This is a genomic window from Saezia sanguinis (genome assembly GCF_003991585.1).
Taxonomy (GTDB): domain Bacteria; phylum Pseudomonadota; class Gammaproteobacteria; order Burkholderiales; family Burkholderiaceae_C; genus Saezia; species Saezia sanguinis.
Map to the genome: position 1 here is coordinate 479,142 of NZ_PQSP01000001.1, position 19,555 is coordinate 498,696.

The following is a 19,555-nucleotide window of genomic DNA, read 5'->3' on the forward strand; positions in this document are numbered from 1 at the left end:
AAATATAATCCAATGTGCTTAGTACGTCTAAGCAGATTGCAGAACCGCCTCCGCTCCCTTATCTTCCTGTGCTTTCAATGAATCCCTGTAAGCCACCAGCATTTCATACCGGTTAGGATAAATATGGAAGGACAACTCTTTCGGGTCGATATTGTGCGTTTGCAACCACTTTTTCATATGGTTGGTATGGTCGGCAAAAGCCAGTGCAATGCCACGGGCAGCCAGGAATTTGCCTAAATCAGACAGCGTCATCACGCCGGTAAGGTCTACGTTATTGATCGAATGCCCATCAATAACAACCCACTGAACAGGAGAAATATCTGTACGCCTGACCAGACTCAGCACACGCTGACGGAAATAACTGGCGTTCAGAAAAATCAATGATGCATCGAAGCGGTACAGCAGCAGTCCCGGAACCTCCTGAGCTTCCGGATGGTGGTCTGTTTCATAAAAGTTGTCGTCATCGGGCATCAACCCCAGGCAATGGTCGACAGGGCGGGCCGTTTTGCGCAGGAAGGAGAGAATAGCCAAAAAAATCGCCAAAATCACCGCATGAATCACACCCAGCAGCAGCACAGAGAGAAACGTCGTCATAGCGATGAAAAACTCTGTTTTGCTGATTTTGCGCAGCTTGAACAGCCAACTGAAATTCGTCAGCTTGATGGCACTGCAAATCAGGATAACCCCCAATGCTGCCAAAGGCATGTACCCCATGGGCTCAATGAACAGAACCAGTGCGCCCAGGATGGTGAGGGCGGCAATCAACTGCGCAAACCGCGTTTTGCCACCAGCCGCTTCATTGACTGCGGTACGCGAATCGGCCCCACTGATCGCAAACCCCTGGCATATGGCTGATGCCATATCGGCCACCCCCAGCGCGATCAGTTCTTTGTTGTCATCCACTTCATAATTGTTTTTGGCTGCAAACGTATGCGCAGTCAAGGTGGCACTGATGAAGCTGACAAAAACCAGCGCAATGGCACCAAAAAACAGTGAACCCCATTGCTCGTGCGGCGGCAGTGCCGGCATCGTCATATCGGGGAGTGCCGATGGTATTTCACCGACAATATTCACCCCGCGGGTGGAAAGTGAAAACACCATACTGAGTATCACAGCCACAATGGCAATCACCAAAATGGAAGGCACCTTCTTGCCGCCTGGATAGCGCTGCATCACATAATACAGTGCAAACAGCGTACCGGAGAGCAGCAGCGTGAGCCAGTGAAAATCAGGAATCAGGTGAATGAACGACATCAGCTTGCCGATGGTGTCCTTGCCGGTTGCCGCCACACCAATCACATTGCCAAGCTGGCCAATGATGATCATGACGGCCACACCGTTCATCAGCCCCAGCAAAATAGAACGTGACTGCAGATCAGCCAGAAAACCCAGCCGCAAAAAACCGGCAACGATGAAAAGAATACCTGCCAGCAGCGTCAGTGTAAACACCAGCGACTGGTAATATTCCGGATTGCTGCCGGCCGCCACAATCGGCATCAGCGTGGAGGAAATCATGGCACAGGTGGCTGCATCCGGCCCGACAATCAACTGCCGGGAAGAACCGAGAAACGTATAAATGATCATCGGCAAAATGGTGCTGTACAGCCCTGCCTGGGGCGGCAGGCCAGCCAGTTGCGCATAAGCAATACTGGTCGGCAGGGCAACCGCAGCTACCGATAAGCCGGCAAACAAGTCGTTTTTAAAATACGCCAGGTCGTAACGCAGCAACTCGGGCAGGCCAGGAATCCACTGGCCAATCCAGTTCAGCATATGGATGATTTTTTGAAATAATTTAATCTCCACCGAGCCTGCTCCCCCCGCATCAAAGACTCTTTATCCCTCTGCTGTCAGTGTATAACAAAGCCAGGAAAATAAACAGGCAGGGACATTGGCAAACTGCGTACTTTTACCCGTTTATGCGTAGAAAACCTGCTCATACGGCATAAGCCGGCAGTCTAGTCCGCATCAGGCTATTTGCCAATGGCAAAAACTGCGGGCAGCTTCCATTGCTCGGCGCTGAGCCGGAGTTTTTTCCAGCCGTTTTGAGCCTCCTGCTTCCAGGCACTGACTTTCATGCTGTGCTGCCACCCGCCAGGCAGGGTGACGCCAGCAGCAACAGCCAATTGGGTATCAGGAGCCAGTGCGGCCAACAGGGTCTGCATCATGGCTTCATTGCGGTAAGGCGTTTCTATGAACAACTGGGTTTGCCCAAAGCGCAATGCCAGCTTTTCCAGGTCACTGATCCGTCGTGCCCGCTCGTCTGCCTGCACCGGAAGATAGCCGACAAAAGCAAAACTTTGCCCGTTCATGCCGCTCCCCATCAGCGCCAGCAGGATAGAGGAGGGGCCGACCAGAGGACGGACTGGAATATGCAAAGCATGGGCGGCACGCACAACGGAAGAGCCCGGATCGGCAACCGCCGGCAGTCCGGCTTCAGACATCAGCCCTATATCATTGCCCTGCAATGCGGGCTGCATCAATGCACGGGCATCAAATCCTGCATCACCTTGCTTATGCACCTGCCGGGGCAGCTCTGTCATGTGCATCTGTTGCAGCGGAAGCGCCAAAGGAGAAATTTCATTGACGCGTTTTAACACCGCGCGGGCAGTTTTGGCATTTTCAACCACCCAATGGGTGATTTGCGCGGCCTGGGCTATCACATCACGCGGAATGATGGCATCCAGCGCGATTGGGGAGTCGGTGCCAAAGTCCAAAGGAGCCGGGACCAGCCAGAGCACTCCCGTATCAGTTGCTGTGTTTTGATCTGCCATATCAGCGTCTACGCAGCCTTAAGGCAATGAAACGCCGGCAGCACGCAGCAGCCGAGCCGTTGCAATCAGCGGCAATCCGATCAGCGCCGTCGGGTCATCATTATGAATGGCATTGAGCAGGGTAATGCCCAAACCTTCGGATTTTGCACTGCCAGCACTGTCATAAGGTTCCTCTGCACGCAGATAGCGGTCGATCTCAGCATCATTCAACTGCCGGAATTCAACCTTCACCGCAACCAGTTCACATTGCTGAAAAGCACTGGCCTGGCAAACGACAGACACCGCTGTTTGAAAGATCACAGTCTGCCCGCTCATGCGCCTGAGCTGTTCAAAAGCCTTATCGTAATTGCCGGGCTTGCCAATGGCCTGCCCATGCAGATCAGCCACCTGGTCTGATCCAATCACCAGTGCCTGCGGATGCTTAACAGATACCGCCTGTGCTTTGGCAACAGCCAGCCGCTGTGCTAACTGAGCTGGTGTTTCTCCGGCTAAGGGCGTTTCATCCACTTCCGGCCTGTGTACATTGAAAGGCAGCCGCAGGCGTTGCAGCAGCTCACGCCGGTAGCGCGAAGTTGAAGCCAGAATGATGTCTGGCTGAGAAGACGGTTGTGTACTTGTTGTCATAGCTTGGGATTTTAAAATAAACAGGGTACCATTGCAGTATTGCCAAAGAAGTAGGGTATTCTTTGGCGCAACCCGATACAATGCATGTTTCAGATGATTTTGGGTGTGACCAACCATGAAAACGCCTCTATCCGTTCGTAAACTCAACGTGGCAGAATTTGCACGCAGGGAAGAAGAGCTGACCGGCTCGCTCAGTCTGGACGATATGCCCCGGCTGGCTGATTTATGCGTTGCTCCGCTGCCAGCAGGAATCACCAGTTCTACGCCCATTGCACACTGGAGGGCACGTGGAGAATTCAAACCCCAGCGCATTGGAGAGCCACAGCTTTGGCTGTTCCTGACGCTGGAGGCACAAATCCCGCTGCGTTGCCAGCGCTGCCTGCAAGACCTGCTGCAACTGGTTCCTCTGGAACTGTCTTACCGTTTTGTTGCAACAGAAGAACAGGCCACGCTGGAAGATGGAGAAAGCGAAGAAGAAGTCCTGTCGCTGACCCGCGCACTGGATTTGCCTGCTTTATGCGAAGATGAACTGATCATGGCGCTGCCGTTGATTCCATTGCACGAAATCTGTCCTGATCCGCTGGTGCCTGGGCTGGACCGGGCCGGTATAATGCTGGAAATCAGTGATGATGATGAACAGCCCAATGTGCAAAACAGCGAGGAGGCTGAAAAGCCAAACCCCTTTGCAGCGCTGGAATCATTGCGGAAAAAACTGCACTGAAATCTCCCAAACAACACAGCGCCATACAGGGCGCTTTGACATTCTGATCAGGTAAAAAGAGTTTATATGCACATTCATGTTCTGGGAATTTGCGGTACCTTTATGGGCGGCCTGGCCGCATTGGCACGGGAGGCCGGGCATAAAGTCACAGGGTGCGACGCCAATGTTTACCCGCCCATGAGCGACCAGTTGCGCGCGTTGGGAATCGATTTGATCGAGGGGTTCTCTGCGGATCAGTTGAGCCTGAAACCGGATGTGTTTGTCATTGGCAACGTCGTCAAACGCGGCAATCCGCTGATGGAAGCCATTTTGAATGCAGCGCTACCATACACCAGCGGCCCCCAGTGGCTGGCTGAACACATGCTGGCTGGTCGGCATGTCATGGCAGTGGCAGGCACGCATGGTAAAACCACCACCACATCGATGCTGGCGCACGTTTTGCAGGCCAATGGCATGGAGCCCGGTTTTCTGGTTGGCGGTGTTCCCCAGAATTTTGGTGTTTCCGCCCGGTTGGGCCGTTTGCAACCCGATGCGCCGCTGCCAAGCGGCCTGGGTAATGTTTTTGTGATTGAGGCCGACGAATATGACACCGCTTTTTTCGACAAACGCAGCAAATTTGTCCATTATCGGCCGCGAACAGCCATTTTGAACAACCTCGAGTATGACCATGCCGACATTTTCCCAGACCTGACAGCCATAGAAATTCAGTTCCATCACCTGGTGCGCACCGTTGCCGGGCAGGGTCGCATCGTCATCAACGGCATGCAGGAAAGCCTGCAACGCGTGATTGAGCGCGGCTGCTGGAGCGAACAGGCATGGTTTGGCCATACCCCGGCCTCCATGCTCAAAACGGAACTGCACCCGCAGTGGACATACAAAGGCACAGCAGAACACTTTGATGTGTTTAAAAATGGAGAGCCTGTCGGGCAGGTAAACTGGGCGCTGCTTGGTGAACACAATCAGCTCAATGCCGTTGCCGCCATTGCCGCAGCAGAGCATGTCGGTATTGCGCCCGGGCAGGCTGCACAGGCCCTGGCTTCGTTTGAAAATGTCAAACGCCGTATGGAGCTGAAAGGCACGGTAAGCAACATCACTGTTTATGATGATTTTGCCCACCATCCTACGGCCATCCGCACCACCATTGACGGCCTGCACGATAAATCGGGCAGCCGGTCCGGCCGTATCCTGGCCGTATTTGAACCACGCTCCAATACCATGAAACTGGGCACCATGAGCAGCCAACTGCCGTGGGCGCTTGAGCATGCCGATGTGGTTTTCTGTTATGACAACGGACTGGGCTGGGATGTTCAGGCCGCACTGTCCCCCATGGGTGCCAAAGCCCATGTCATCAATCATCTGGATACACTAGTACAGCAGGTCGTCTCAGCCAGCCAGCCGGGCGACCAGATTGTCTGCATGAGCAACGGCGGTTTTGGCGGCATCCATGCCAAACTGCTGGCAGCGCTGGCAGAAAAATTCAGATCCGCAACCGTTTAAAAATTAGAGAACTTCACACACATTTCACATGAAGTTCACATAGACTTCATTGGCCTTTCACACCGTGCAGAAATAATAACAATCAATATCACTGCACGATGTCAAAGGAGGTGTGAATCATGACAAACAAGCTTCGCTTATGGGGTGTTGCATTGCTGACGGCTGTTGCTGCAAGCCATGCATTAGCGCAAACATACGCAGCACTGGATGTTTTGCCCACATACCATTCGGGCCTGTATTATTTGTATGCGGACATGTCAGCAGCAGGTCAGGGCGGTGCCTCGCCTGTACTGGCGGTGGCTTCCTACGGCGAACCCATCACGGCGCCGGAACCTATTTACATGAGTGAGGATGAATACCTTGAACTTGAAGCACAGGGCAAGCACTGGAATGCCAAGCTCTGGCATGAAAAAGGCCTGCGTTCAGGGTCATGGCAACGGCAGCATGTCCGCACATCCCTGATATGAAACTGCTGTGTTCGTTGCAGCAGCAGGGCGTCAGTGCGAAATGAGTACGTTCTATCCGGGAGGCCGTTTTTATTGTATTCTCTGGTCGTATAAGCATATTGTTTCAACTGCCTCACTGAACAAAGGCCTCCCGTTATGAAATTACTCTATTTGCATGGATTCCGCTCATCCCCCCAATCTGTCAAGGCGCAGAAATGTGATGCACGTGTACAGCAGTTACGCAAACAAGGCGACCGCATTGAATGGTATTGCCCGCAATTGCCGCCATCTCCCAAAGCGGCCATGGAGATGGTGATGGAGCACATTGAAAGCTGGCAGGGGCACCAGATGGGCATCATCGGCTCGTCACTTGGCGGATTCTATGCCACCTATGTGGCAGAACATAAGCGCTGCGGCGCGGTGCTGCTGAACCCTGCGGTCAATCCGGCGCGGGATATTGAAAAGTTCATGCAAGAGCATAACGACATTCCGCCGGAAGAGCAGATTTACTTTCAGCCACAGTACATTGAAGAACTGCATGCGCTACAGGTCACCCTGACCATGCCGGAACGCTATTTTCTGATTGCAGCCAAAGGCGATGATGTGCTGGACTACAAGGAGGCCGTCAAACACTATAAGGGCAGTGAACAACTGGTTTTGGAAGGCAGTGATCACCAGTTGACGGATTTTGATCAATATATGGATGATGTGTTTGACTTCATCGGCTTAGGGACATGATACAGACCTCCCTATGCTGCGATGACAAGCCATCACACTATTGGATGAGAACGAATGAAAAAGAAATGGCTTATCGCATCATTGGCAGGTTTCATATTACTGTCGGCAGGATGCTACTATGCGGTGACAAACTACAACATCCATCCTGAGCGGCAGGTAGGCGAAGTGGTTGATGCGCTTCACGGCGTTCCTGTCTATTACAACGGTGGTGTCAACCATGTACGCGGCAGAAACACCACTGCCGACGGCTACAACCTGGGGCTTGAATACCAGTGTGTTGAATTTGTAAAACGTTATTATTATGTACGCTTCGGGCATAAAATGCCCGACTCTTACGGCCATGCCAAAAGTTTTTTTAATACCCAACTGGAAAGCGGCGCGCTGAATCCTCAGCGGGGCATGCTTCAGTTCAGCAACGGCAGCACAGTCATGCCGCAGGCAGATGATCTGCTGGTATTTCGCGCCACGCTGCTGAACCGTTACGGGCATGTTGCCGTCATTTCAGCGGTTACGGAAGATGCCATCGAAATCGTGCAACAAAATCCCGGCCCTTTTGCAAGCTCCAGAGAATCATTCAAACTGCTGCACGATGCCGATGGACAGTGGCGTATTGATCATTCGGCTGTCCTGGGCTTTTTAAGACTTCCTCCCTAATGACAGGAGCCCGCTGTATGTCCCCCGGCGCACCAGAGCGTGTTAACACGCCTTAATTGATCTAAAATCCAGGCAAAACGATAAACCCGTTAAAATAAGCCGCCCGCTTTTAGGCAGCTTTATCGCATGCAGCGGATATTGACACCGTGCATTTTCTGAGAGGAACCGATTTTGACTTTTGCTTTGTTTGATGATGGTGGCAAATTTTTAGCCGGACGGGTCATGTCACAAACGGATACTTCGGCTCAGGTAGAATTGGATTCCGGCCGCCGCATCAAGGTCAAAGCTGCCAATATCGTGCTGACATTTGAACAGCCGCAGCCATCCGAGCTGATAGCGCAGGCTCAGACACTCTGCCCGGAAATCGACCTCGATCTGGCCTGGGAGTTTGCCCCGTCAGACGAGTTCAGCTTCACCGACTTCGCACGCGACTATTACGATGCCGGCGCCACGCCGGTACAGCAGACAGCGGTGCTGTTCCGCCTTTTTGAAGCACCGCATTATTTCCGGCGTACAGGGAAGGGACGCTTTAAAAAAGCCCCCGAAGAAATTGTGAAGGCCGCATTGCTTGCCATTGAACGCAAGCAGCAACAGCAACTGCAGGTCGACGCCTGGGCACAGGAACTGATAGAAGGGCGCTGCCCGGAAAATATCGGCGAACAACTGTACAGAATTCTGTTCAAACCGGATAAAAATTCACTGGAATACAAAGCCGTTGTCCAGGCCAGCCGGCAAAGCCAGGTGTCACCACTGGATTTATTCAAACGCTCCGGCGCCATCTCATCGGCCTACCAGTTCCACTGGCAGCGGTTTTTATATGAGTTTTTCCCCAAGGGAACACAGTTTCCATCATCTTTACCCGAGCCTGATCTGAAAGCCACGCGTGATCTGCCATTGGCCGATGTGCGTGCATTCAGCATTGATGATTCGGCAACCACCGAAATTGATGATGCCTTATCTGTACAAGGGCTGGGCAGCGGTACTGTCACCCTAGGTATTCACATTGCAGCACCGGGGCTGGGCATTTCACCGGCAGATGCCATCGACCATGTGGCACGTAACCGGCTTTCCACGGTCTATATGCCGGGCTGGAAAATCACCATGCTTCCTGATGACATCGTGCAGCAATTTACCTTGCTGGAAGGGCAGGCATGCCCAGCGGTTTCACTGTATGCCAGCTATGACGAACAGTCACTTGAATTCAAAGGCCAGGTCACACGGCTTGAGCAGGTACCGATTGAGCGCAACCTGCGCTACGATCTGCTCGAAGATACCATTACCGAAGAAACGCTTTCCGGCCAGGCCCCGGCTGATTATGAATACGCCAATGAGCTGGCGTTTCTGTTCAAACTGGCCAGGCATCTGAAAGCCAAACGCGAAGAAGTGCGCGGCAAGCCCGAGCTGTTCCATCATCCGGATTATGCTTTTCGCCTGCTGGATGAAAATGGCCAAACCAATACAACAGAACCTGTCGGCAGTGAACAGGTCAGCATCGGTGAGCGCAAACGCGGCTCTCCCCTGGACCTGATTGTTGCCGAAAGCATGATTGTGGCCAACGCCACCTGGGGCAGCTGGCTTGCCTCGGTCGGTGTGCCAGGCATTTACCGCAGCCAGTACAGCATGGCTCCCGGTGTCAAAGTGCGCATGAGCACCAAAGCCTTGCCACATGCTGGGCTAGGCGTGCCGCAATACATATGGAGCACATCGCCGCTGCGCCGCTACACCGACCTGGTGAACCAGTGGCAGATCATTGCATGTGCCAAACATGGCTCCACTGCCGCCCTGGCAGCACCATTCAAGTCCAAAGATGCAGACTTGTTTTCCATTATTTCCGCCTTTGAGGCTGCTTATGCAGGATATAACGGTTTTCAGCGCACCATTGAACGGTACTGGACTTTGCTTTATCTGCAGCAGCAGGGTATCACTGAGCTGGAAGCTACCGTCATGAGAGACGGAATAGTGCGTGCCAGCCACTTGCCACTGGTTTTTTTGGCTGTCGGAGCCCAAAACCAGCCCCGCGGTACTGTGGTTCTTGTTAAGATCACCACTGTTGACCTGCTGACACTGGATGTCAGTGCACAGCTTGAGAAGGTGATACAAACCATTGGCGTTGCCGGGCAGGATACCCCGCAGCAAACCGACGAAGAAAGCGCTGATGAAGATGATGATGCCATGACCGGTCCGATTGAACTGGCAGTAGATATACAGGCCGGTGAAGAAGGACAGGCGACTCTCTAGTAAAATAACAGAATTACAGAAAACAGAGGTAAAGGGATTGAGTCCGGGAAGCAAAAAAAACGCAGCACCTGATCCGGCAGCAGATGACGCCGCACAGACAGCTAAAGCGCCCAAGGCTGCCAAAACAGCCAGAGCGCCAAGGGCAGCTAAAGCATCGCCTAAAACGGCTGAAACAAAGAAGAAAAGCAAAGCCGCTACCGGAACAACTGCCCCCAGGCGGAGGAAAAAGGCCGAGCCTGCTGCCACACCTGCGCCGGTGCTGCTGGACCTGGATTCCGCACTGACGCCCAAGCAATCCAATACGGTTTTGCGTACCGCCATCATCGTGTCGGTTGTTTTCCACCTGGCTTTACTGACCATTAAGTTCACCGACCCCGAAGCCATTAATGACTTCTTCCAGCGCTCGTCGCTTGAAGTGGTGCTCATCAACGCACAAAGCGAGGAAGCGCCCACCAACCCTCAGGTCAGAGCCCAGTACAACTATGCCGGCGGCGGGGATTCAGAAGAAAAAGTCTACGCAACATCTTCAGAAACACATTCCGAGGTTTTCTCTGCGGGCGATTCCTTCGACGAAATCCAGGCCAAACTCAATGCCGCACGAGAAGAATCCATGCGCATCCTGACCCAGGTTAAAGCACAATACGCGCAGCTTCCACCAATTGACCCCAGTTGGGGTGAAAATGACCCGCGCCGCAGAGCCGAGGAAGAGCGCAGGCGGCAGCTTTCCAATACCATTGCAGCCATTGAACAGCGTATTCAGGAAGAAAATGCACGCCCCCGGCGCATGTACATCGGCCCTGCAGCCCGCAGCGACGCGCAGGCCATGTACTACGACATGGTCCGGCAGAAAATTGAACAACGCGGCACAGAGAGCTTCCCTCAATATGCAGGATTGCCGTTGTATGGCTCGCTTTTGATGGAAGTAGTGGTAAGCCCGAAGGGGCAAATGGTCAGTGCCAGCGTCCTGCAAAGCTCTGGCAATGCCGTGCTGGACCGCCAGGCCCAGGCCATTGCGCTGAAAGCCGGCCCATTTTCCGCTGCCCCGCCAGAACTGCTGCGTGTTGAACAGAACGTGGAGTTTGTCTTCGTCATGCGCTTTAACTTCCTGAATGAAGGCAAACTGACAACAGAGTTGATGGAGCGGGTCAACCCTCAGTGATGCCTGAAACCGGGCGCTGCATTTTTGATTTCGTCATAAGGGTTACGCTATGAGCCGCCAGCTTTCACACTCCAACATCTATGCTGTTGTTGGCAACCCTGTTGAGCACAGCCTGTCTCCGCGTATACATGCCTTATTTGCGCAGGCCACCGGTCAGGAGATTCGTTATGGCAGGCTGCTGTCTCCTTTAGACGGCTTTTCACAATGCATTGCGGATTTTGCCGCTTCTGGCGCACATGGTGCCAATGTGACAGTTCCTTTCAAGTTTGAGGCACTGAAACTCGCTACCCATGCAACACCGCGCGCGCAGTTGGCAGGTGCTGCTAATACGTTGCGATTTGACGCCACATTACCAGACAAATCCTGGCAGGCCGATAATACCGATGGCGCCGGCCTGGTACGAGATATCACTCACAATGCCGGCACACCTTTGCGTGGGCAGCATGTATTATTGATTGGTGCAGGAGGCGCATCATCCGGTGTACTGGGCCCCCTGATTGAAGCCTGCCCCGAACGGATTACCGTGGCGAACCGCAGCTTGCATAAAGCACAGGCTTTAATCGCCAGACACTCAGCCCTGGCACAAACACATGAGGTAGAACTAAAGGCTACGAACCTGGACGATTGTGGCAGCAGCTACCACGTGGTGATCAACGGGACTTCCAGCAGCCTTGAAGGTGCCGGGGTACCGGTTTCTGCCACAGTTTTGCGCCCAGGAGCCATGGCGCTGGACATGATGTACGGCCCGCCAGCTCAGCCATTCCTGAGCTGGGCGCAGTCACACCAGGCCTGTGGGCGCGATGGCCTGGGTATGCTGGTGGAGCAGGCGGCTGAGTCATTCCTGTTCTGGCGTGGTGTGCGCCCTGAAGGTGCCCCGGTACTTGAACAACTGCGCAAGGAGGCACACGCGTGAACTCACTTTCATTTGAAGTATGCGAAGTATTATTGGTACAGTACAAACTAAGAAAATTTTCAAAAAAGGACTAGCCAAACAGGAAAAAATCAGGTTATAATTCCATCTTTCGAAATTTAAGGGCCTTTAGCTCAGTCGGTAGAGCAGCGGACTTTTAATCCGTTGGTCGCGAGTTCGAGTCTCGCAGGGCCCACCAGAATTTTGATCAGAAACAGCCCAACGTGGCTGTTTTTTTATGCATGAAAAATTTCTGACCCATAGATGTAAACACAGATTGATACTGGCATCAGATTAAAGGCTTTATTCTGTGGGACAATCGGTACCTGCATTCACCCTCCGCTATCCAACGTACATTTGTCATCATGCTGGTTCACCCCCAATTCAACCCTGTAGCCCTTGATTTAGGTATCATCTCTGTGCATTGGTACGGCCTGATGTACCTGGTTGCATTTTTGCTGTTTTGGTGGCTTGGTTCTTTACGTTGCAAACAACCCCATATTGCTGCTCAGGGCTGGCAACGCAAGGATATTGAAGACTTGCTGTTTATTGGTGTCATCGGGGTCGTTGTGGGCGGACGCCTAGGCTATATTCTGTTTTATAAGCTGGGCTACTATCTTGCACACCCTTTGGAAATTTTTGCCTTGCAGCAAGGGGGCATGTCTTTTCACGGCGGTTTTCTGGGCGTACTGCTGGCCTCAGCCATTTATGCCTATGTCAAAAAAAGAAACTGGTTTGATATCACCGACCTGGTGGCGCCATGCATACCATTGGGCATTGCTGCGGGCCGGCTTGGCAACTTCATCAACGGAGAATTATGGGGCAGGGCGGCAGATCCGTCACTCCCCTGGGCTATGGCTTTTCCGCAAAGCGGCAGTATGATTGCACGCCACCCTTCGCAATTGTATGAACTGGTTCTGGAAGGCATTTTGCTCTTCATCATTCTGTGGATATATGCCCGCAAACCTCATGCCCGGGCACGTGTGTCTGCATTATTTCTTGGTGGTTATGGCGTATTCCGGTTCATTGTGGAATTTTTCCGTGAACCAGACAGCTTTTTGGGGCTGCAGGCCTTTGACCTCAGCCGCGGGCAGTGGCTGTGTGTGCCCATGATTTTAGGCGCTGTCGTTTTGTATATGTGGGCAGGAACCAGACAGAGCAATAAACAATAGACGCCGCCACCCAATGAAAAGGCGGTACATGACTCTGCTATACACTTAATCTCAGTTACAGCAGTTCAATGCCGTCCAGCGTTTTCATGCACTGTTGCCTTATGATCTGCACAAAATCAGCAATGTATTGCTTGACCGCCAACTGCCTTGACGCAATTGCATAAAGCTCACTCCATAAACCATGTGCACCGATATGGCGGGCAATCACGTAGTCATGGTCCACATAGCTCTTCACACCCCAGTTGGGCAGGGCTGCAATGCCACGCTGGCTTGCAACCAGTTGCAAAATATTAAGCGTCAGCTCTGCGGTCCGTCGTTTGTAGTGAATGCCTGCAGGCTGCAGAATCTCCCGGATGAAATCTATTTTTTCAACTGGAACCGGGTAGGTGATCAGCGTTTCACCAGCAACATCGCTGGCCTGAATTGTTTTGCAATGTCGCAGCGGATGGCCTGGAGCCAGCACCGCCAGAATTTCAAACCGGAATAAAGGAAAATTGGTTAGCAGTTTGCTGCGCGCCTTGATGCCGGCAATGACCAGGTCGGCCTTACCTTCTTCAATCAGGTCAACCGGCTCACTGTGAAAACCGGAAACCAGGTCGATATTGATTTGTGGCCAGCGTGCATGGAATGTATCCAGCACCGGCATCAGCCATTCAAAACATGTATGACACTCCAGTGCCACACGCAGTTCTTCATTGGCCGATTCATCTTTCATGCGTACCAGATCACGTTCCGCCTGGCTGGTTTCACTGACGACCATACGAGCCAATTCCAGCAGCCGTTCTCCGGCTGGTGTGAATACCACGCCCGAACGTGAACGTGTTAACAAAGATATGCCGTAATAATCTTCCAATGCACGCAACTGATGCGACAGGGCAGACTGCGTCAGGTGAACCTGTTTGGCCGCAAGTGCCAGTTTACCCGTCTGGGCAATGGCCAGAATCGATTTGAGGTGGCGTAGTTCAAGCATGAATTTTATTCAACAAAACTGGCTTTTATTGTAAAGTTTTTTCAAAATTAACGCTGACGTGTTCAAAGCCGCCTTTTGTTGAAAATACCCCAGAGCTCCCCCTTACTCGCATGTGGCAGAAGGTGTCATTACTGTCACACTCAAGACAAATTGAGTACAATGCTGTCGCTGGATCTGTGATTCTACGGTATGATTACGACTGACACGGAATTATAAAAATATTTCATGTAATTTTGCTTTATGATCACACGTTGTTCCCCGACAATGTACCCCTTGTATTTGCTTTAAAGGCTTAAAAAATAATGACGCGCCAGTCTATTGAAAAAAGCACCTTTTTACTGCTGCTTGTGGCCGTATCGCTGGCATTTCTGCTGGTGATCTCCAACTTTTACGGTGCCATTTTCTGGGCCCTGATTCTGGCCCTGATCTTTATGCCGCTGCACCGGCGCTTTCTGAAACTGTTTGGTGATCGGCCCAATGCCGCATCTTTTGCCAGTTTGTCCGTGTGTATATTGCTGGCGATTATCCCGATGATTCTCATCATTTTCGCCATTGTGCAGGAATGCATGGCACTGATCACAAGTATCACCGACGAAACCACGGGAAAAATAACCATCACGCCTTATCTTGACCAGCTATGGGCCGCCATTCCGGATTCTCTGAAAGAATGGATTGACCGCATCGGCGTAGAAGAATTGGCCGACATACGCTCTAAATTTGAGCAGGCTGCCGCCAGTACAGCGTCTGTCGTCGGCAAAACACTGGTTGGCTGGGGACAGAATGCTTTTGGTTTTGCTGTGGCATTCTGTGTCATGCTGTACCTGTTGTTTTTCCTGTTTCGGGACGGCGAGAAACTGGCCCAGCAAGTGGTTGATTATGTGCCGCTGAGCCCCAGCTACAAAAAACACCTGTTCCAAAAATTCATTACCGTCGTCAAAGCTACAGTCAAAGGCAACATTGTAGTTGCCATAATTCAGGGAGCCTTAGGGGGAATTGCTTTTTATGCACTGGATGTGCAGGGTGCCTTGCTGTGGGGCGTGCTGATGAGCTTCCTGTCGCTGCTGCCTGCTGTGGGAGCCTCGCTGGTATGGGGCCCCGTTGCCATCTATTTTCTGGCAACAGGAAAAATTGGGGCAGGCATATTCCTGATTGTGTTTGGATCGCTGGTAATTGGTATGGTCGATAATGTGCTGCGTCCGATCCTGGTAGGCAAAGATACCAAATTGCCTGACTATGTTGTGCTGATCACCACGCTGGGGGGCATGTCACTGGTGGGTCTGAATGGTTTTGTCATTGGGCCCTTGATAGCAGCCTTGTTCATTGCTGCCTGGGGACTGCTGGACCAGGAGCGCACCGAAGAAGCCCGGCAAAAAGAGCAGCGCCAGCAATACCGTCCACGCAGGAAAGGCAGAAAGGAAAGGGAGTCTGAGGGTGGTGCGGCTCAGCAAAAGCAGCAGAGCAGGGACAGGGACACACAAAAAGATATGCCCCTGTGGACCGATACGCAAACACCTAAAGAATAAAAGGTATCACCTTTCGGCTGTGAAAATCATGAGAGGTGCATCGTAACGCGCCAATGGCGCGTTACAGCACATCACTGGCAAAGTCAGCCAGACGTGAACGTTCACCGCGCGCCAGTGTCACATGCCCGCTGTGTCCCCAGCCTTTGAAGCGGTCCACCACATAAGTTAAACCTGAACTGCCTTCAGTCAGGTAGGGCGTGTCAATCTGTGCCAGATTCCCCATACAGATGATCTTGGTGCCCGGGCCGGCACGGGTAATCAATGTTTTCATCTGCTTGGGCGTCAGGTTCTGGGCTTCATCAATAATCAGGTATTTATTCAGGAATGTGCGCCCACGCATGAAGTTCAGACTCTTGATTTTGATTTTGCTGCGAACCAGCTCATTGGTTGCTGCGCGGCCCCATTCTCCGGCTGTGCCTTCGTTTTTTGACAGCACTTCCAGATTATCATCCAGAGCCCCCATCCATGGCCCCATTTTTTCCTCTTCAGTGCCGGGCAAAAATCCGATATCCTCACCGACAGATACGGTTACACGGGTCATGATAATTTCACTGTAGCGCCGGTCATCCAACACCTGCGTTAACCCGGCTGCCAATGTAATCAGCGTTTTACCGGTGCCTGCCTGTCCGGCCAGGGTGACAAAGTCAATATCAGGATCCATCAACAAGTTCAGCGCAAAATTCTGCTCACGGTTTTTGGCACAAATGCCCCAGACAGCATTTTTGTTGTGTGTATAGTCCTTAAGCGTTTTGAGAACCGCCGTTTTACCTCTGATTTCAACCACTCGCGCATACAATGGGATCGCCCCAGGCGCTTCATAATAAACAAACTGGTTGATATAAAGGGAGGGCACCACAGGGCCTGTAATGCGGTAAAAAGTAAAACTGTCCTGCTGCCAGCTTTCCATCGTTTTGCCATGCCGGTCCCAGAAATCAGCAGGTAGCTCAAGCACCCCGGTATATAGCAAATCGCCATCATCCAGCGTTTTATCGTTGGTATAGTCTTCTGCAAGTAGCCCCAACGCACGTGCTTTGACGCGCATATTGATGTCTTTGGAAACCAGGATCACCTGGCGTGTAGGGTGCTGCTTGGCCAATGCATTAACCACCCCCAGGATTTGATTATCCGCCTTGCCAACCGGCAGGCTGGAAGGCAAAGTCATATTCAATGGTTCGGTCTGAAAAAACAGCCGCCCGGTAGCTTCAACATGTCCGGTACGGTTTAATGGGATACCAACCGCAATATCATGTAATTCAACCCCTTCAGCCAGCTCATCTAAATAACGACTGGCTTGCCGTGTATTGCGCGCAACTTCGGTGGTTCCTTTTTTATGCGCGTCCAGCTCTTCCAATGCAATTAGGGCAATAAAAATATCATGCTCTTCAAAACGGAACAGGCTCACCGGATCATGCATCATTACATTGGTATCCAGAACAAAAAGCTTATCCTCTTCTGTGCCAGTTGTATGCTTTCCATCCTTTTTCGCGAGCTTTTTCCTTTTCTGCATCAATTTTTGCCGCTCAATAACTTCAAGATGATGCTGCGCAGCCTGAGAAACTGCTACAGGTGGCGCTGATACAGGCTTTTTATCCCCCATCTTTTTCTCTGCTGCGATTTGTTTTACAGCAGGTTTTTCCGCAGCCGCAGGCATCCCTTTTGAGGTTTTTTTCTTCGCTGCAACCTGTTTGGGTGCCGCCTTGACATTGAATGCTTCAGGAGTAATGTTATCTGCGCGTTTGTTCGGAGGTGGTGGTAAAGGCATATAAATCGATCAATCGTTTTTAATAGAAGAATGCTGATACTATAACTTCTTCGCTGGGTTCAATCAAATTCGGTTGCGCTGTGCCATTTCTTCCAGCAAGCGTATCACGGTCTGTTCAGATAACTTATTTGAGAGAGGCAAATTTAACGCCGCTTACGCGAAGATGTCTCTACTTGTTTTCTGATTTCAGAACGCACCTTTCCCGGTTCAGGAATGTCTTCAAACCGTACAACTTGATATCCTGCATCAGCAAGCAGCTTATCCCTATCGGCATCACGCTGCTCATTGCCTTGGTGACTCCAATCATCCAATTCAATAATCACCAGCACATTCAGATCATAATCGCACACGACAAAATCGGTAAACTTCCGGTTGAAGGTAGCCCGGGAAGCGAAAGATTTGGCTGTAATCAACGCACAAAAACTGACCTGGGTGAAAACAATCAACTCGGGCAGGGCAGCTTTGAGCACAAAATACATCTTTTGCTCTCTGGGCGTCATGATTCTGCGCTGCACAGGCTTTTCAACAACCTTTTTCTTCTTTCTTAAAAAAAGTACCTGAACCATAACCGCAATGGCTATGCAAGCAAAGATAATAAAAAGCTGCCAGGTTGTTGAAAAAGGAAATTTATCCATTGAAGTATGCTTATATCAAAGGCATATTAGTTTGCCATAAGATGAAACATTTGTAACGAAAATATTTCTCATTTACTTTTAAAAGCGAGCTTCTGAAAGATAATATTGATGCTCGTCATAAGTCAAAGAAGCATAAACTGTATTGCATTGATGAGCTCTATTCAATTTGATCGAATGACATGCTGTTGCAATCATCAAATAAATTCACGTAGCCCTGGAGCAGAAAAAAACTCAGAAGCCTGGTGCAGGGGACATCTATGCATAGACGTATGTTTGAAGGAGCCTAAATATGGATAACATCAGTTTGATCTTTATGTGAACAGAAATGCTTTTCAGTCTATTTATAATTTGACATAATACACAATGTCAAAAGTAGGCACACACTGCTTTCTGCTTTTGAAGCCGTGGCACCCCCTTGGGTTTGACAGCTTAAAGAAGTTCCCACGAATGATGAATTTAGCAGGCTAACAGGGTCAGAGCAGCCTATTGAGGCGGCACGTTGATCGTCAACCGTCCATGATCGGAGGGTTTCACCCCCGATACCCCCAGTTAACGATTAAGCAATGCATCAGCACTTTCAATCACACCGGAACCAAGCCAGAACAGGATTAAAAATATCATCGGCAGCACCCCAAACCACAAACAAATTTTAAGCACCTTATCAGACTCATAATTGATAGCCTCAAGCGCTTTTTTATCATCCTCTGTCATGGTTGTTTTCTTCCTCTCTGCGGCGCTCATCGGGTTCCCAGTCCAAGAAATAACCCCGATCAACGATGCTCATACAGGTAATTTTAGATACATCCATCGCTGTTGCCTGTTGACTATAACACTTACAAACATCACGTTCAGCGCTGTAAATGCATGCGGCAGGATACGCAGCCGTCACCGGCTTGGTGATCTCATCATATCGACTAGCAGTATGCGGCAACCCCTGTATACGTGGTTCAAAGGTTTTGATATATTCCACCGTAGACATTGGCTGATTTTCCCGAACAGATGAACGTGTTGCCTGTTGCTGTAATTGCACATCTACTGATGCTGTCTGAACCTGTTGAGCTTCCGGTTTACTTTCCCGGTTAAATGTCACATCATAGAACCGCCAAGCCGCCCCCAATGCAAAGAATATACCCAACACAACCAGATAAAAGACTTTAGGAATCTCACGTTTAGCCGTGTGAAGTTCTGCCGATTTATACCAGCTATAAACCTCAGTAGGAAATTTCAGTTTCTTTTCCTGATAAGCGTTTTTCTTGGCATACGGTTTTTCGCAACTGGTTTCTGCATAATTGAACGATAGGCAATTCACACGGTTAAATCCGAAGATACGCTTCAAATGCCGATGCCAGCCAGAACCAATCAATTTTCTAATAAAGCTGCTGATATTGCTCGGATGCTGTGTGACCAAGAAGAAATCAAAGCCCCGTTTTCTGTGACTGATGGCTATTTCTTCTTCAAAGTCCGGGTTCAGACTGCCCTGGGCGCGTGTTGGAAATATGCGCTGACACTCATCAACCATGACAATTGAATTGTCCGGCAGTTCCATCCACTTTTTAGGGTCACACGGCAGCCATCCAAATTTCTCGGCCACATCGGAATTAATCTCAAAGCCATCATAATAAACAGGACGCTTAACACCTTGTTTCTTTTCCCATTCAAGTTGTAAATCACGCACCCAGCGCAACGTAAACAGGGTTTTACCAGCACCATTGGAACCCGTCACCAGATACAGCAT

General features: G+C 50.9%; 18 protein-coding genes and 1 tRNA gene. 11 read left to right on the forward strand and 8 right to left on the reverse strand.

Going from position 1 to position 19,555, the window contains the following annotated elements; all coding sequences use genetic code 11:
- Positions 1–27: 27 nt before the first annotated feature.
- The 3 genes from CUZ56_RS02140 to CUZ56_RS02150 form a co-directional block, all read right to left on the reverse strand.
- The gene (locus tag CUZ56_RS02140; RefSeq protein WP_126977770.1) at positions 28–1,770 is read right to left on the reverse strand and encodes a SulP family inorganic anion transporter; all 1,743 of its coding nucleotides are present in this window, start codon (positions 1,768–1,770) and stop codon (positions 28–30) included.
- A gap of 200 nt (positions 1,771–1,970) precedes the next feature.
- The gene (locus CUZ56_RS02145; RefSeq protein ID WP_126977772.1) at positions 1,971–2,771 is read right to left on the reverse strand and encodes an SAM-dependent methyltransferase; all 801 of its coding nucleotides are present in this window, start codon (positions 2,769–2,771) and stop codon (positions 1,971–1,973) included.
- A gap of 18 nt (positions 2,772–2,789) precedes the next feature.
- Positions 2,790–3,395, reverse strand: coding sequence for a Maf family nucleotide pyrophosphatase (locus tag CUZ56_RS02150; protein WP_126977774.1), 606 nt, complete (start codon positions 3,393–3,395; stop codon positions 2,790–2,792).
- A gap of 115 nt (positions 3,396–3,510) precedes the next feature.
- Here CUZ56_RS02150 and CUZ56_RS02155 point away from each other — a divergent pair, with 115 nt between their 5' ends.
- The 10 genes from CUZ56_RS02155 to lgt all read left to right on the forward strand — a co-directional run bounded on the left by CUZ56_RS02155 (position 3,511) and on the right by lgt (position 12,930).
- Positions 3,511–4,116 carry a YceD family protein gene (locus tag CUZ56_RS02155; RefSeq protein WP_126977776.1) on the forward strand — a complete coding sequence of 202 codons (606 nt, stop codon included), beginning with the start codon at positions 3,511–3,513 and terminating at the stop codon, positions 4,114–4,116.
- Between the two features lie 66 nt (positions 4,117–4,182).
- On the forward strand, positions 4,183–5,613 hold the full coding sequence (gene mpl, locus CUZ56_RS02160; RefSeq protein WP_126977778.1) for a UDP-N-acetylmuramate:L-alanyl-gamma-D-glutamyl-meso-diaminopimelate ligase: 1,431 nt from the start codon (positions 4,183–4,185) through the stop codon (positions 5,611–5,613).
- 119 nt (positions 5,614–5,732) lie between these two features.
- Positions 5,733–6,080: a hypothetical protein gene (locus CUZ56_RS02165; protein ID WP_126977780.1), complete on the forward strand. Its 348-nt coding sequence runs from the start codon at positions 5,733–5,735 to the stop codon at positions 6,078–6,080.
- A gap of 135 nt (positions 6,081–6,215) precedes the next feature.
- Entirely contained in the window at positions 6,216–6,797 is a 582-nt protein-coding gene (locus CUZ56_RS02170) for a YqiA/YcfP family alpha/beta fold hydrolase (protein WP_126977782.1), read from the forward strand.
- 54 nt (positions 6,798–6,851) lie between these two features.
- Positions 6,852–7,451 carry a CHAP domain-containing protein gene (locus CUZ56_RS02175; protein ID WP_126977784.1) on the forward strand — a complete coding sequence of 200 codons (600 nt, stop codon included), beginning with the start codon at positions 6,852–6,854 and terminating at the stop codon, positions 7,449–7,451.
- 222 nt (positions 7,452–7,673) lie between these two features.
- Positions 7,674–9,689: a ribonuclease catalytic domain-containing protein gene (locus CUZ56_RS02180; RefSeq protein WP_126978526.1), complete on the forward strand. Its 2,016-nt coding sequence runs from the start codon at positions 7,674–7,676 to the stop codon at positions 9,687–9,689.
- A 37-nt stretch (positions 9,690–9,726) separates the two neighbouring features.
- Positions 9,727–10,848, forward strand: a complete 1,122-nt coding sequence (locus CUZ56_RS02185) for an energy transducer TonB family protein (protein WP_126977786.1) — start codon at positions 9,727–9,729, stop codon at positions 10,846–10,848.
- Positions 10,849–10,897: 49 nt separating this feature from the next.
- Entirely contained in the window at positions 10,898–11,761 is an 864-nt protein-coding gene (aroE, locus tag CUZ56_RS02190; protein ID WP_126977788.1) for a shikimate dehydrogenase, read from the forward strand.
- A gap of 120 nt (positions 11,762–11,881) precedes the next feature.
- Positions 11,882–11,957, forward strand: a tRNA-Lys gene (locus tag CUZ56_RS02195).
- Between the two features lie 166 nt (positions 11,958–12,123).
- Positions 12,124–12,930 (forward strand): prolipoprotein diacylglyceryl transferase, encoded by an 807-nt coding sequence (gene lgt / locus CUZ56_RS02200; RefSeq protein ID WP_126977790.1) that lies wholly within the window; start codon positions 12,124–12,126, stop codon positions 12,928–12,930.
- 55 nt (positions 12,931–12,985) lie between these two features.
- Here lgt and CUZ56_RS02205 read toward each other — a convergent pair whose 3' ends face one another.
- Entirely contained in the window at positions 12,986–13,900 is a 915-nt protein-coding gene (locus CUZ56_RS02205) for a LysR family transcriptional regulator (RefSeq protein ID WP_126977792.1), read from the reverse strand.
- A 302-nt stretch (positions 13,901–14,202) separates the two neighbouring features.
- Between CUZ56_RS02205 and CUZ56_RS02210 the strand changes: the two genes are divergently transcribed.
- Complete coding sequence (locus tag CUZ56_RS02210; protein ID WP_126977794.1) at positions 14,203–15,423, forward strand: AI-2E family transporter; 1,221 nt, start codon at positions 14,203–14,205, stop codon at positions 15,421–15,423.
- A gap of 61 nt (positions 15,424–15,484) precedes the next feature.
- Here CUZ56_RS02210 and CUZ56_RS02215 read toward each other — a convergent pair whose 3' ends face one another.
- The 4 genes from CUZ56_RS02215 to CUZ56_RS02225 form a co-directional block, all read right to left on the reverse strand.
- Positions 15,485–17,185: a PhoH family protein gene (locus CUZ56_RS02215; RefSeq protein WP_126977796.1), complete on the reverse strand. Its 1,701-nt coding sequence runs from the start codon at positions 17,183–17,185 to the stop codon at positions 15,485–15,487.
- 143 nt (positions 17,186–17,328) lie between these two features.
- Positions 17,329–17,820: a DUF2726 domain-containing protein gene (locus CUZ56_RS02220; RefSeq protein WP_126977798.1), complete on the reverse strand. Its 492-nt coding sequence runs from the start codon at positions 17,818–17,820 to the stop codon at positions 17,329–17,331.
- A gap of 549 nt (positions 17,821–18,369) precedes the next feature.
- On the reverse strand, positions 18,370–18,531 hold the full coding sequence (locus CUZ56_RS15705) for a hypothetical protein (protein ID WP_162615227.1): 162 nt from the start codon (positions 18,529–18,531) through the stop codon (positions 18,370–18,372).
- Entirely contained in the window at positions 18,518–19,555 is a 1,038-nt protein-coding gene (locus tag CUZ56_RS02225; protein ID WP_126977800.1) for a zonular occludens toxin domain-containing protein, read from the reverse strand. Before CUZ56_RS02225 ends, CUZ56_RS15705 begins: the two co-directional genes overlap by 14 nt.

Coding starts and splice junctions, on each gene's coding strand:
- CUZ56_RS02140 (WP_126977770.1), bottom strand. CDS start 1,770: ATGCTGAACTGGATTGGCCAGTGGATTCCTGGCCTGCCCGAGTTGCTG.
- CUZ56_RS02145 (WP_126977772.1), bottom strand. CDS start 2,771: ATGGCAGATCAAAACACAGCAACTGATACGGGAGTGCTCTGGCTGGTC.
- CUZ56_RS02150 (WP_126977774.1), bottom strand. CDS start 3,395: ATGACAACAAGTACACAACCGTCTTCTCAGCCAGACATCATTCTGGCT.
- CUZ56_RS02155 (WP_126977776.1), top strand. CDS start 3,511: ATGAAAACGCCTCTATCCGTTCGTAAACTCAACGTGGCAGAATTTGCA.
- mpl (WP_126977778.1), top strand. CDS start 4,183: ATGCACATTCATGTTCTGGGAATTTGCGGTACCTTTATGGGCGGCCTG.
- CUZ56_RS02165 (WP_126977780.1), top strand. CDS start 5,733: ATGACAAACAAGCTTCGCTTATGGGGTGTTGCATTGCTGACGGCTGTT.
- CUZ56_RS02170 (WP_126977782.1), top strand. CDS start 6,216: ATGAAATTACTCTATTTGCATGGATTCCGCTCATCCCCCCAATCTGTC.
- CUZ56_RS02175 (WP_126977784.1), top strand. CDS start 6,852: ATGAAAAAGAAATGGCTTATCGCATCATTGGCAGGTTTCATATTACTG.
- CUZ56_RS02180 (WP_126978526.1), top strand. CDS start 7,674: ATGTCACAAACGGATACTTCGGCTCAGGTAGAATTGGATTCCGGCCGC.
- aroE (WP_126977788.1), top strand. CDS start 10,898: ATGAGCCGCCAGCTTTCACACTCCAACATCTATGCTGTTGTTGGCAAC.
- lgt (WP_126977790.1), top strand. CDS start 12,124: ATGCTGGTTCACCCCCAATTCAACCCTGTAGCCCTTGATTTAGGTATC.
- CUZ56_RS02205 (WP_126977792.1), bottom strand. CDS start 13,900: ATGCTTGAACTACGCCACCTCAAATCGATTCTGGCCATTGCCCAGACG.
- CUZ56_RS02210 (WP_126977794.1), top strand. CDS start 14,203: ATGACGCGCCAGTCTATTGAAAAAAGCACCTTTTTACTGCTGCTTGTG.
- CUZ56_RS02215 (WP_126977796.1), bottom strand. CDS start 17,185: ATGCCTTTACCACCACCTCCGAACAAACGCGCAGATAACATTACTCCT.
- CUZ56_RS02220 (WP_126977798.1), bottom strand. CDS start 17,820: ATGGATAAATTTCCTTTTTCAACAACCTGGCAGCTTTTTATTATCTTT.
- CUZ56_RS15705 (WP_162615227.1), bottom strand. CDS start 18,531: ATGACAGAGGATGATAAAAAAGCGCTTGAGGCTATCAATTATGAGTCT.
- CUZ56_RS02225 (WP_126977800.1), bottom strand. CDS start 19,555: ATGCTGTATCTGGTGACGGGTTCCAATGGTGCTGGTAAAACCCTGTTT.